This window comes from Mycolicibacterium vinylchloridicum, from assembly GCF_013404075.1.
Classification (GTDB): Bacteria; Actinomycetota; Actinomycetes; order Mycobacteriales; family Mycobacteriaceae; genus Mycobacterium; species Mycobacterium vinylchloridicum.
Window position 1 is genome coordinate 37,262 of record NZ_JACBJQ010000017.1, and the last position, 11,645, is coordinate 48,906.

An 11,645-nucleotide genomic window follows, 5' to 3' on the forward strand; every position below is an offset into this window, starting at 1 on the left:
CGGATTTAGATCTTGTTTATCCAGTGACGCGATAAACTTTCCCACGAGAAATTTGCTGGAATTCCATTAGTGGTGCACATGGCAAATTATTCGCTGCTGAGAAAATCATCTGACGGGCACCGGTGGAAGCCGAATTGGCGTGCGCGGTGCAGCGGATGAGTGTTCTCGAGTGCGCACCGACGGCGAGTATCAGCAAACTTGAACCCGAACTCGTCGGAAATCAGCCTTCCCGGGCGATGCCGACGTGGGGGCGTGACCTAGTAGTCGCGCGCCGCGACCAGAATCCCGTCACCGAGCGGAATCAGGACCGGGGTGAGCCGCTCGTCCTCGGCGATCAGCCGGGCCGCTTCTCGGACCGCCATCACCTCGGCGTCGTTGGCCGCCGGGTCCCCGGCGCGGCCACCCAGAGCCGACCGGTGCACGACGATCACGCCACCGGGGCGGAGCAGTCGCACCCCCTCGACCACGAATTCGGCCTGATCCGCGGGCGCGGCATCGAGGAACACCAGGTCATAGGATTCGTCGGCGAGCCGGGTCAGGACGTCCTGGGCCCGTCCGGCGATCAGGCGGGTCCGTGACGGCCCGATCCCGGCTTCGGTGAACGCCTGTTTGGCGGTGCGCTGATGCTCGGGCTCGATGTCGATGGTGGTCAGCACGCCGTCCTCGCGCATGCCCGACAACAGCCACAGCCCGCTCACGCCGGCGCCGGTGCCCACCTCGACGACCGCTTTGCCGCCCGACAAGCGCGCCAACACGCTGAGCAGCGCTCCGACCGCGGGCGTCACCGCTCCGGCGCCTGCGTCGACGGCCCGCTCCCGGGCGGCTGCGACGATGGCGTCTTCGGAGATCGAACCCTCGGCGTGGGCGAGGATCCGGTCGGCGCGACTGGGCTCCAGTTGGCCTGATTCGTCCTCGGTGGTGGCCATTCTCAGCAGCGTAGAGCCAACCGGATCGCCGTTTGGGAGGCGCGCCCGTCCGGCCGGCGGGTCCGGGGCGCGGATCGTCGCCCGTCAAGTTCGACGCGCCGGGCGAAAGGCGTCAGATCAGGGCACGAAATGATAACGAAAGCATTTCTTACTCAAACCTTAGTTAGCTCAAATCAGCTCCACACAGGTTTGGGGAACGGTAGCGGGCATGGAACAAGGGCCACGCTGGTCGCGGAATATGCCTGAACGCGCTCGTGTTGTGTCCCTTGATGCGATCGACGGCAGTCAGCGGTCTTCGCAGATCGACCAGGAGGATCCGACGACCACCACATTGATGGCTCCGACCCACATGTCGCACGCCGAGCAGTACGGCGAGATGGAATGGGTTGAACCGTCCGAGGAACTGCAGGGCACCGCGGTGTTCGACGCCACCGGCGACCGGACGGCCATGCCGTCCTGGGATGAGTTGGTGCGGCAGCATGCCGACCGGGTGTACCGGCTGGCCTATCGCCTGTCGGGCAACCAGCAGGACGCCGAGGACCTCACCCAGGAGACCTTCATCAGGGTGTTCCGCTCCGTGCAGAACTACCAGCCCGGCACGTTCGAGGGTTGGCTGCACCGCATCACCACGAACCTGTTCCTCGACATGGTCCGCCGCCGCGGTCGCATCCGCATGGAGGCCCTGCCCGAGGATTACGACCGGGTGCCTGCCGACGAGCCCAACCCCGAGCAGATCTACCACGACTCCCGACTTGGCGCCGACTTGCAGGCCGCGCTGGATTCGCTGGCTCCGGAATTCCGTGCGGCAGTGGTCCTGTGCGATATCGAAGGTCTGTCCTACGAGGAGATCGGCGCGACGCTCGGCGTCAAGCTGGGGACCGTGCGAAGCCGCATCCACCGTGGTCGGCAGGCTCTGCGTGATTACCTCGCGACACACTCCGGCCAGCGGGGCATGGCGGACTTCACCGCCGAATCGGCATAGCCCGTCCGTTCCGGGTTGCGGACAAAGTGGCTGTCTTGTCGTGTCGTCTGGCGCTGCGCGCGCTACATTCGACCTAGCGGCGCGAAAAATTGACGCGACCGAGAGGAGCGCAGTGATGGTCGACCGTGGACACATGTTCCGTCGAGCATTCTCTTGGCTTCCCTCCCAGTTCGCCTCCCAGAGCGACGCCCCCGTCGGCGCACCGCGCCAATTCGGCTCGACCGAGCACCTGTCCACCGAGGCCATCGCCGCCTATGTCGACGGCGAGCTGCGGATGAATGCCCACCTGCGCGCCGCGCATCACTTGTCGCTGTGCGCGGAGTGCGCCGCCGAGGTCGAGGGTCAGACCCAGGCCCGTACCGCGCTGCGTGATTCGCTGCCGATCAGCATGCCGAGCAGCCTGTTGGGGCTGTTGTCGCAGATCCCACAGTCGACGCCGGATGAACCGGTGGGGCCCGCCCCCGGACTCGCCGATCAGTTAGCTGACGGCTCAGACCGCGATCGGCGTAAGCGCCGGTAGGGTGGATGTGAAGTCGAGCAGCCTCGTGCTCGGTCCCATCGCGCGCGCTCGCGGCTGAGCGCTTGGATAGAGGTTGAACTTGAGCTCCAATCAGGACAACTCCGGCAGCAGCCCCCGCCTGGCTCCGCGGCCCGTTTCGCGGCCCGCGGTCGACCCGGCAGCCACCCGCACTTTCGGGCGCCCCAAGGGGGTCGATGGCTCGTTCGTCGCCGAGGAGCTGCGCCCGGCGAAGTTCCGCGGCGAAGTCGAATTCCAGCCCAAGGACCGTCCGCCGGACCCGGTGCTCGGTGAAGCGTTCGGCCGCCCGCCCGGCGCCGGTGAGTCGCTGCAGCGCCACCCCGCCGACGCCGGGGCGCTGGACGCCGGCAACGACGATTCGGACGAGCCCGACGATCCCTGGCGCGACCCGGCGGCCGCCGCAGGGCTGGGCACACCGGCGCTGCCGCAGGCCGCACCCGTCGTGGCAGCGGGCCCCACCGGAAAGCTCGGCGTCCGCGAGGTGCTCTTCGGCGGTCGGGTGTCCTACGTCTCGCTGGCGGTGCTGGGCATCGTCGCGCTGCTGATCGGTTTCGCCGGCGGCTGGGTGGGCCGCAAGACCGCCGAGGTCGTCGAAGCTTTCACCACATCCAAGGTGTCGCTGGCCACCAACAGCAGCGGCGAGGTGCCCCCCGGCCGGTTCGCCAAGGTCGCCGCGTCGGTGGCGGACTCGGTCGTCACGATCGAGGCGGTCAGTGACGACGAGGGTGCCCAGGGCTCCGGTGTCGTCGTCGACGGCCGCGGCTACATCGTCACCAACAACCACGTCATCTCCGACGCCGCGACCAACCCGAGCAAGTTCAAGATCTCGGTCGTGTTCAACGACGGCAAGGCGGTACCGGCCAACCTGGTCGGCCGCGACCCGAAGACCGACCTTGCCGTGCTCAAGGTGGACAACGTCGACAATCTGACGGTGGCCCGGTTCGGTGACTCCGACAAGGTCCACGTCGGCGACGAGGTGATCGCCGCCGGCGCCCCGCTGGGTCTGCGCAGCACCGTCACCCACGGCATCATCAGCGCGCTGCACCGGCCCGTCCCGCTGTCCGGCGAGGGTTCGGACACCGACACCGTCATCGACGCCATCCAGACCGACGCCTCGATCAACCACGGCAACTCCGGTGGCCCGCTGATCAACATGAACTCCGAAGTGATCGGCATCAACACCGCCGGAAAGTCGTTGTCCGACAGCGCAAGTGGTCTTGGCTTCGCAATCCCGGTGAACGAGGTCAAGCGGACCGTCGAGGCGCTGATCAAGGACGGTAAGGTCTCGCACCCCACGCTCGGCCTGTCGGCGCGCTCGGTCAGCAACGACCTCGCGCAGGGCGCCCAGGTGGCCAACGTGAAGGCAGGCAGTCCCGCCGAGAAGGCCGGCATCCTCGAGAACGACATCGTCGTCAAGGTCGGCAACCGCACGGTGGCCGACGCCGACGAGTTCGCGGTCGCGATACGCCAGCTCAAGATCGGCCAGGACGCCCCGATCGAGGTCATCCGTGACGGCCGCAAGGTCACGCTGACGGTGAACCCCGCGCCGGACAACTGACGCGATGTTCGCCAACGTCGGGTGGGGCGAAATGCTCCTGCTGGTCGTCGTCGGGCTGGTGATCCTCGGCCCGGAACGACTGCCGGGCGCGATCCGCTGGACATCCAACTCGCTGCGGCAGGCCCGGGACTACATCAGCGGCGCGACCAGCCAGCTCCGCGAGGATCTCGGGCCTGAGTTCGAGGACTTCCGCCAGCCGCTGTCCGAGCTGCAGAAGCTGCGGGGTATGACGCCGCGCGCGGCGTTGACCAAGCACCTGCTCGACGGTGACGACTCGTGGATCAAAGAAGCCTTCGAGACGCCCGACAAGCCGCATAGCGCCGGTGGTCCGCAGCCGGCACCGCCGAAGCCCGCACCCGAACCGCTGCCGCCCGGAACCCCGGCCCCGTTCGACGCCGACGCGACATAGTCTCAGCGATTTCGGCGCGTTTACGTTCGCTCAGCGGCGGTTTTCGCGCCGAAATCGCAATTACAGGTGCCTGGTCGTATCCAGGCCCAGCGACATCCCGGCCAGCCCGCGTCGCCGCGCGGCGAGCTTGTCGGCGATACCGCGTAATTCCTTGCCGGCTGCCGAGTCCGGCGCCGACAGCACCAGCGGCACTCCGGAATCACCGGCCGACACCAGGGCCGGATCCAGCGGAACCTGGCCCAGCAGCGGCACATCGGCGCCGACCGACCGGGTGAGACTGTCGGCGACCTGCCGGCCGCCACCTTCGCCGAAGATCTGCATCGTGGTGCCGTCCGGCATCAGCAGCCCGGACATGTTCTCCACCACGCCGACGATGCGCTGGCGGGTCTGCAGCGCGATCGCGCCCGCGCGTTCGGCCACCTCGGCCGCCGCCAGCTGCGGGGTCGTCACCACCAGGATCTCCGCGCCGGGGATCAGCTGAGCCACCGAGATCGCCACGTCGCCGGTGCCCGGCGGCAAATCCAGCAGCAGCACGTCCAGATCGCCCCAGTACACGTCGGCCAGGAACTGTTGCAGCGCGCGGTGCAGCATCGGACCGCGCCACACCACCGGGGCGTTGCCCTGGGTGAACTGGGCGATCGAGATGACCTTCACCTCATGGGCGACCGGCGGCAGGATCATCGACTCGACCTGGGTGGGGCGGTCGGTGGTGCCCATCATCCGCGGCACCGAGTGGCCGTAGATGTCGGCGTCGAGCAGGCCGACCGACAATCCGCGGGCGGCCAGCGCGGCGGCGAGGTTGACCGTCATGCTGGATTTGCCGACCCCGCCCTTACCGGAGGCGACCGCGTACACCCTGGTCAGCGAGCCGGGCTGGGCGAACGGGATCACCGGTTCGGCGGCGTCGCCGCGCAGCTGCTTGCGCAGTTCGGTGCGCTGCTCGTCGTTCATCACGTCCAGCGCGACCGTCACCGCGGCGGTGCCGGGGACATCGGCGACGGCCTGGGTGACCCGCTCACTGATCTCGGTCTTCTTCGGACACGCCGACGTCGTCAGGTAGATCTCGACGTGCACGGCGCCGTCGTCGCCGACAGCGATGCTCTTGACCATGTTGAGCTCGGTGATGGGCTTGCGCAGCTCAGGATCGATCACCTTGGCCAGCGCCGCGCGCACCTTGGACTGCAGCTCGGAGTTCTGTTCGGACATCAGCGCCGAGTCTAGGCGGACGCGCAGCGCGCTCCGACCACGAGGAGCTCTAGCCGACCGGTCCCGGCAGTGCGCCGTGCACAGCCGGCAGCGGGGCAGGGGCCGCCGCGGGGGCAATCAATTCCGGAGCAGGCTCGGGCGCCGGGGGTGGCGGCGGCATCGCCCACGGCGGCTGCCACGGGGGCGGCCAGGGTGCCGGAGCCTCGGGCGCGGCGTCGACCGCGACCGGCGGCGGCGCCTGAGTTCCGAGGCAGATCACCTGGCAGGGCAGCGCGGGCAGGGCGCTTGCCGGTCCGGGCAGCGGGCCCAGCGCCAGCGATCCGGCGGTCTCGGAGTTGCCGAGGTTGATCAGCGGAATCTGCGTGAGCGGATCGGTGGACGGCAGGCCGATCGCATTGAGCGGCAGGCCCGGGCCCAGGCCCTCCGGGTTCTCCAGGTGCGCATCGCCCATCGCCGGTACCGGTCCGACGATCGGCGGCAGATTCACCGGTTCGACGCCGGTGGCGTAGGCGGCGGCCCAGCCCAGCACGTTCTGGGCGTAAGCCATCGAGTTGTTGTAACGCAGGATCGAGGTCAACACCTGCGACTGGTTGCGCAGATTCAGACCACCGCTGCACAGATAGCGCGCTGCGGCCAGCGCCGCGTCGTACACGTTCTGCGGGTCGGCTTTGCCGTCACCATCGCCGTCGGCCGCGTAGCGCGACCAGGTGCCGGGCAGGAACTGCATCGGCCCCATCGCGCGGGCATAGACCGGCCGCCCGGCCTGGACGGTCTGCACGATGATCTCGTTGCCCGACAGGCTGCCGTCCAGCGTCGGGCCGTAGATCGGATTGATCGCGGTGCCGCGCGCGTCGGTGGCGCCACCGTTGGCGTGCCCGGACTCGATGCGCCCGATGCCGGCCAGCAGGTTCCAGCTCAGCCCGCAGCCTGGTGCGGTGGAAGCCATGGCCTGCTCGGCATTGCGGTAGGCGGCCAGCGCCACCGCGGGGATCCGCATGGATCCCGGGGAGCTCACCACGATGGCCGGCGGCGGGACCGATGGCGTCGCCGCGGCGAAGTGAAAGTTGCTCGGCTGCTTGGCAAGTGCGACGACGGTGACACCAGAGGTGTCGGTCTGCGGCGAGACGGCGGCCAGCGGCGTGACTTCGGTGCCGACGACCGGGGGATGGGGAAGGTCGGGGGCCGCGCCAACGGCGCCGGCGAGCACGACAGGCGTGAGTACAGCAATCCCGAACGCAGGTTTCCGCACCAACCCGGCGACGCGGTGTCCTATGCCCACTCGTCCGTCCTCAACAAGAAAAGCCTGCCCTTGTGAACCAAGTCACCATACATACCTTTGTGACCTCAGTGGTATCCAATGGTCACCTTTGTCACGGGCTCGCTTCCTCGACGATCGGGTCGGCGACCGCCCTGGCTTTCTTGGTCTTGTCCTTCTTGACCTTGGCTCCGGCGTCGGATTGCAGCGTCTCCAGCAACTCGCGGATCTCTTCGAGCTCGCGACGCAGGTAATCGCGGGTGGCCACCTCGCCCACCGCCAGCCGCAGTGACGCGAGCTCACGGGCCAGGAATTCGGTGTCGGCCTTCGTCTGCTCGGAGCGCCGGCGGTCTTCCTCGAGCGCGACCCGGTCCCGGTTCTCCTGGCGGTTCTGGGCCAGCAGGATCAGGGGCGCCGCGTAGGCGGCCTGGGTGGAGAACGCCAGGTTCAGCAGGATGAATGGGTAGGGGTCCCACTGCAAGCTCACCGCGAACAGGTTCAGCGCGATCCAGACGATGACGAGGATCGTCTGCCAGAGCAGATAGCGCCCGGTGCCCAGGAAGCGGGCGATCGACTCACTGAACCGGCCGACCGCCTCCGGGTCGAGGTTGAATACCGGCCCCCGCGACGTGCGCGGGGTGTCGAGCCGCTGGCGCGCAGAGTCGCTCATGTCGTCCCCTCTGCGCTGGTCACCTGGTGGGACAGGTGCGGATCCTCGAAGCTTTCCCGCCAGTCGTCGGGCAGCAGATGGTCGAGCACGTCATCGACGGACACCGCGCCCAGCAGGTGGCTCTGCTCGTCGACCACCGGACCGCAGACCAGGTTGTAGGCGGCGAAGTATCGCGTCACCCCGGCCAGCGAGGTCTCCGGCACCAGGCTGGGCAGGTCGGTGTCGACGATGCCGCTGACCAGGTTGGCGGGCGGTTCGCGCAGCAGCGCCTGCAGGTGCACGCAGCCCAGGTAGCGGCCGGTGGGGGTGGCGGTTGGCGGGCGCACCACGAACACCAGCGACGCCAACGCCGGCGTCAGATCGGGATCACGCACCCGGGCGAGCGCCTCGGCGACGGTGGTGTCGGGGGCGAGCACCACCGGATCGGAGGTCATCAGACCACCGGCGGTATCGGGCGAGTGGCTCAGCAGTCGCCGCACCGGCTCGGAGTCCTCGGGATCCATTCGGCGCAGCAGCACTTCAGCCTCGGTCGGATTCATTACTCCGAGCAGGTCGGCGGCGTCGTCGGGATCCATCGCCTCCAGCACGTCGGCGGCGCGTTCGGTGTCCAGCTGCAACAGCAGCACGGTCTGGTCGTCTTCGGGCAGCTCCTGCAGGATGTCGGCCAGCCGTTCGTCGTCGAGCGCCTGGATCACCTCGGTGCGGCGCTTGGCCGGCAGGTCGCGGATCGCGTCGGCCACCTCGATCGGGCGCTTGTCCTCGAACTGGTGCAGCAGCTGGGCCACCCCCTGGCCCGGCATCGCCAGCGCGGACGGGGTGAGCCCCTGCACATTGTCCCAATCCACCACCTGCACCGTCGATCGCCGGCCCAGCCGTCGGTGGCTGCGCACGGCGACGCGGGTGACCACCCAGTCGCGGGTGCGGATCTGCTCCATGCCCAGATCGACCACCACCACGTCGACGCCGGCCATCTGGGGAATCTCGGGATCGTCCACGCGGACCCGGCTGTCCAGTACCTGGCCGAGCACCAGGACCTCGCCGGGACGCTGCGCGAAGCGACGCAGCGACACGTTGCCGGTAGTGAGCGTCACCGCGTTGGGTTCGATGGCGGTGACCCGCAGGATGGGAACGAAAATCCTTCGGCGAGTGAGCAATTCGACCACCAGGCCGAGAACGCGCGGCTGCTGGCGCACGATACTCATACTGATCACGACGTCTCGCACCCGGCCGAGGGATTCACCGTCCGGTCCGAGCACGGCCAGCCCCGCCAGCCGCGCCGCGTACACCCTGTTCACCGACGCCATGACTCAAAGGGTAGGAGTGTAAGCGTGGAGAACGCTTATCGACCCCGTCGAACGTGCCTGTCGGTTCCCGGCAGCAATCCCAAGATGATCGAGAAGGCCAAGGCGCTGCCTGCCGACGAGGTGTTCCTCGACCTGGAGGACGCGGTCGCGCCAGATGCCAAGGCGCAGGCCCGCAAACAGGTCGGCGCGGCGCTGGCAAGCCCGGGCTGGGCCGGTCAGCTGCGCGGTGTGCGGGTCAACGACTGGACCACGCCGTGGACGCACGGCGATGTGATCGACGTGGTGTCGGAGGTCGCATCCGCGCGCGACGGCCATCTCGATGTCATCGTGTTGCCGAAGGTGACCGACGCCAGCCATGTCCACGCACTGGACCTGTTGCTCACCCAGCTCGAGCTGACGCACGGCCTGCCGGTCGGCCGGATCGGGATCGATGCCCAGATCGAGGATGCCAAGGGGCTCACCAACATCGACGCGATCGCGGCGGCTCCGCGGGTGCAGGCGCTGGTGCTCGGCCCGGCTGATCTGATGGCCAGCCTCAACATGCGCACCTTGGTGGTGGGCGAGCAGCCCGAGGGCTATGACGTCGGCGACGCGTATCACCACGTGCTGATGACGATCCTGGTCGCGGCGCGGGCCCACGGGATCGCGGCGATCGACGGACCGTATCTGAAGGTGCGCGATGTCGATGCGTTCCGGCGGGTGGCCGGTCGCGCCGCGGCACTGGGATACGACGGCAAGTGGGTGCTGCATCCCGATCAGATCGCCGCGGGCAATGAGATCTTCAGTCCTCGGCAGGCTGAATACGACCGTGCCGAGCTGATTCTCGAAGCGTACGAATGGCACACGTCCAAGGCAGGCGGTTCCCGCGGGGCGGTGATGCTCGACGACGAGATGCTCGATGAGGCGAGCCGCAAGATGGCGCTGGTGATCGCGGGCAAGGGCCGGGCGGCGGGGATGACGCGCGGAGGCGAGCGGTTCGTGCCGCCGGCCTAGTAGTCAGGGGTAGTAGTCGGGCGATGACGCGGTGCCGGCCGCGACGATGACGATGAACACGAAGTAGAGCAGGTAGAGGGCGACGACGACGCCGCCGATCGCGACACCGGCGACGCCGAGTCCGAAGCCGTCCTGGCCGGTGCGCTTGGTCTCCCGCATCGCGATGATCCCGAGGATGATCCCCGCGATCGACGGCAGCCCGCACAGCAGCAGGCCGGCCAGCGAGGTCACCAGCGCTGCGATGGCCTTGCCGTTGGTGCCCGGGGGTTTGGCCGGCCGGTACGGATCGTAAGGATCGGCGGGGTAGCCCGGGTAGCCGCCGTAGCCGGGCTGCGGGTATGGGTAGCCCGTCGGTGGCGGGTAAGCCGATGGCGCCGGATACGGCGGGTACGGCGTCGGGTATCCCGGCGGCGGTTGCTGCGGGTAGTTGGCCGGATAGTCGACCGGGGTGAACGGGTCGACGGGCGGCGGTGTGCCATCGGGCAGCGGGGGCTTGGTCATCGCGTCAGTTCCAGGCCATCGATCCGAACCAGATGAAGAAGCTGAGGACCAGTGATACGGCGCCCACCGCGATCCCGGCGATGGCCAGGCCGCGACCGCTTTGCGGGGATTGCTTGATCTGGTTGAGCGCAATGATGCCGAGCACGATCCCGATGATCGCGCCGATGCCGCACAACAGGCCGATGACCGAGGACACGAGCGACGCGATCGCGAACGTGTTCGTGCCCGTGGCCGGCGGGGGATAGCCGTACCCGACACCCGGGTAGGGCGCGGCGCCGTATTGCGGCGGCGGAGGTGGCGGGGGATATCCGCCGCCTTGCGGGGGCGGGTAATACGGCGGCGGCTCCGAATAGCCGGGCGCTCCGTAGCCACCGGGGGCCGGCGGCGGGTAACCCGGTTGCGGGGCGTAGCCCGGCGGCGGATAGCTGGGCTCGGGATAGGGCGGCGGGAAAACGCTGGGGGCCTCGTAGGCCGGCGGGGACGGCTCGTAACCGGACGGGGCGGCCTCGTAGCCGGACGGTGTCGGGTTTTTCTCGAGCGACGGGGCTTCGTAGGTCCCTTCGGAGGGCCCCTGATCGCCTGCGTTCTGCGGCTTTTCGCCGGAGTCGCCGCCGGAAGCTGTCATGCTGATCAACCTAGCGTATGTGCAGGTGGCGCGGGACTGGCTTGCCGTCGGGCAGGCTGGTGGCAGCCACGCGACAAATGGCGCGCACGACAGGAGAATGTGTAGTTATGACCAGTCCCTTCCAGAGCCAGAACCCGGGCGGCGCGTCCGCGTCAGCGTCGCGTCGCGGGCCCGTGGGCCTACCGACCCCTCCCAAGGGCTGGCCGATCGGTTCCTATCCCACCTACGCCGAGGCGCAAAAGGCCGTCGACTATCTGTCCGACGAGCAGTTTCCGGTGCAGCAGGTGACCATCGTCGGCGTCGATCTGATGCAGGTCGAGCGGGTCACCGGCCGGCTGTCCTGGCCCAAAGTGCTCGGGGGCGGCGTGATCACCGGCGCCTGGCTCGGCATCTTCATCGGCCTGGTGCTGGGCTTCTTCAGCCCCAACCCGTGGGCGTCGCTGATCACCGGCGTGATCGCAGGCGTGATCTTCGGACTGATCACGTCGGCCGTGCCGTACGCGATGGCCCGTGGGACAAGGGATTTCAGCTCGACCATGCAGTTGGTGGCGGGCCGGTACGACGTCTTGTGTGATCCGCAGAGCGCAGAAAAGGCGCGGGACATGCTGGCGCGCTTGACGATTTAGGCCCTCGTCGCGGCATTCAGCGGTCACGATTGGGCTGCATACGGCGTGGAAG

The 11,645-nt window shown here is 68.4% G+C and carries 13 protein-coding genes; 6 read left to right on the forward strand and 7 right to left on the reverse strand.

Annotated features, from left to right (window positions below; genetic code table 11):
* Window positions 1-257: 257 nt before the first annotated feature.
* Window positions 258-926, reverse strand: coding sequence for an O-methyltransferase (locus tag HPC46_RS15925; RefSeq protein ID WP_179471494.1), 669 nt, complete (start codon window positions 924-926; stop codon window positions 258-260).
* Window positions 927-1,134: 208 nt separating this feature from the next.
* On the opposite strand from HPC46_RS15925, the gene sigE reads away from it, so the two are divergent.
* The 4 genes from sigE to tatB all read left to right on the forward strand — a co-directional run bounded on the left by sigE (window position 1,135) and on the right by tatB (window position 4,413).
* The gene (sigE, locus tag HPC46_RS15930; RefSeq protein WP_407665510.1) at window positions 1,135-1,908 is read left to right on the forward strand and encodes an RNA polymerase sigma factor SigE; all 774 of its coding nucleotides are present in this window, start codon (window positions 1,135-1,137) and stop codon (window positions 1,906-1,908) included.
* A gap of 115 nt (window positions 1,909-2,023) precedes the next feature.
* Entirely contained in the window at window positions 2,024-2,428 is a 405-nt protein-coding gene (gene rseA / locus HPC46_RS15935) for an anti-sigma E factor RseA (protein WP_179471498.1), read from the forward strand.
* A 79-nt stretch (window positions 2,429-2,507) separates the two neighbouring features.
* Entirely contained in the window at window positions 2,508-4,004 is a 1,497-nt protein-coding gene (gene htrA / locus HPC46_RS15940) for a serine protease HtrA (RefSeq protein WP_179471500.1), read from the forward strand.
* 4 nt (window positions 4,005-4,008) lie between these two features.
* Window positions 4,009-4,413, forward strand: a complete 405-nt coding sequence (gene tatB / locus HPC46_RS15945) for a Sec-independent protein translocase protein TatB (protein ID WP_179471502.1) — start codon at window positions 4,009-4,011, stop codon at window positions 4,411-4,413.
* Between the two features lie 60 nt (window positions 4,414-4,473).
* Here tatB and HPC46_RS15950 read toward each other — a convergent pair whose 3' ends face one another.
* The 4 genes from HPC46_RS15950 to HPC46_RS15965 all read right to left on the reverse strand — a co-directional run bounded on the left by HPC46_RS15950 (window position 4,474) and on the right by HPC46_RS15965 (window position 8,848).
* Window positions 4,474-5,646 (reverse strand): Mrp/NBP35 family ATP-binding protein, encoded by a 1,173-nt coding sequence (locus tag HPC46_RS15950; RefSeq protein ID WP_179471659.1) that lies wholly within the window; start codon window positions 5,644-5,646, stop codon window positions 4,474-4,476.
* 22 nt (window positions 5,647-5,668) lie between these two features.
* Window positions 5,669-6,898 (reverse strand): lytic transglycosylase domain-containing protein, encoded by a 1,230-nt coding sequence (locus HPC46_RS15955; RefSeq protein ID WP_179471504.1) that lies wholly within the window; start codon window positions 6,896-6,898, stop codon window positions 5,669-5,671.
* Between the two features lie 91 nt (window positions 6,899-6,989).
* Window positions 6,990-7,544 carry a DUF1003 domain-containing protein gene (locus HPC46_RS15960; RefSeq protein ID WP_179471506.1) on the reverse strand — a complete coding sequence of 185 codons (555 nt, stop codon included), beginning with the start codon at window positions 7,542-7,544 and terminating at the stop codon, window positions 6,990-6,992.
* Window positions 7,541-8,848, reverse strand: a complete 1,308-nt coding sequence (locus HPC46_RS15965; protein WP_179471508.1) for a magnesium transporter MgtE N-terminal domain-containing protein — start codon at window positions 8,846-8,848, stop codon at window positions 7,541-7,543. Before HPC46_RS15965 ends, HPC46_RS15960 begins: the two co-directional genes overlap by 4 nt.
* Window positions 8,849-8,872: 24 nt before the next feature.
* On the opposite strand from HPC46_RS15965, the gene HPC46_RS15970 reads away from it, so the two are divergent.
* Window positions 8,873-9,841, forward strand: a complete 969-nt coding sequence (locus HPC46_RS15970) for an HpcH/HpaI aldolase/citrate lyase family protein (RefSeq protein WP_179471510.1) — start codon at window positions 8,873-8,875, stop codon at window positions 9,839-9,841.
* 3 nt (window positions 9,842-9,844) lie between these two features.
* Here HPC46_RS15970 and HPC46_RS15975 read toward each other — a convergent pair whose 3' ends face one another.
* Together HPC46_RS15975 and HPC46_RS15980 are read right to left on the reverse strand one after the other, a co-directional pair.
* Window positions 9,845-10,342, reverse strand: a complete 498-nt coding sequence (locus tag HPC46_RS15975) for a DUF4190 domain-containing protein (protein WP_179471512.1) — start codon at window positions 10,340-10,342, stop codon at window positions 9,845-9,847.
* A gap of 4 nt (window positions 10,343-10,346) precedes the next feature.
* Complete coding sequence (locus HPC46_RS15980) at window positions 10,347-10,967, reverse strand: DUF4190 domain-containing protein (protein WP_179471514.1); 621 nt, start codon at window positions 10,965-10,967, stop codon at window positions 10,347-10,349.
* Window positions 10,968-11,074: 107 nt separating this feature from the next.
* Between HPC46_RS15980 and HPC46_RS15985 the strand changes: the two genes are divergently transcribed.
* A complete protein-coding gene (locus HPC46_RS15985) occupies window positions 11,075-11,593 on the forward strand; it encodes a general stress protein (RefSeq protein WP_005146930.1) in 519 nt (172 codons plus the stop codon).
* Window positions 11,594-11,645: the final 52 nt, after the last annotated feature.

Excerpts from the sequence above, each read along its gene's own strand:
- HPC46_RS15975 (WP_179471512.1), bottom strand. The coding sequence starts at position 10,342 with ATGACCAAGCCCCCGCTGCCCGATGGCACACCGCCGCCCGTCGACCCG.
- HPC46_RS15925 (WP_179471494.1), bottom strand. The coding sequence starts at position 926 with ATGGCCACCACCGAGGACGAATCAGGCCAACTGGAGCCCAGTCGCGCC.
- HPC46_RS15965 (WP_179471508.1), bottom strand. The coding sequence starts at position 8,848 with ATGGCGTCGGTGAACAGGGTGTACGCGGCGCGGCTGGCGGGGCTGGCC.
- tatB (WP_179471502.1), top strand. The coding sequence starts at position 4,009 with ATGTTCGCCAACGTCGGGTGGGGCGAAATGCTCCTGCTGGTCGTCGTC.
- rseA (WP_179471498.1), top strand. The coding sequence starts at position 2,024 with ATGGTCGACCGTGGACACATGTTCCGTCGAGCATTCTCTTGGCTTCCC.
- sigE (WP_407665510.1), top strand. The coding sequence starts at position 1,135 with ATGGAACAAGGGCCACGCTGGTCGCGGAATATGCCTGAACGCGCTCGT.
- HPC46_RS15985 (WP_005146930.1), top strand. The coding sequence starts at position 11,075 with ATGACCAGTCCCTTCCAGAGCCAGAACCCGGGCGGCGCGTCCGCGTCA.
- HPC46_RS15980 (WP_179471514.1), bottom strand. The coding sequence starts at position 10,967 with ATGACAGCTTCCGGCGGCGACTCCGGCGAAAAGCCGCAGAACGCAGGC.
- HPC46_RS15960 (WP_179471506.1), bottom strand. The coding sequence starts at position 7,544 with ATGAGCGACTCTGCGCGCCAGCGGCTCGACACCCCGCGCACGTCGCGG.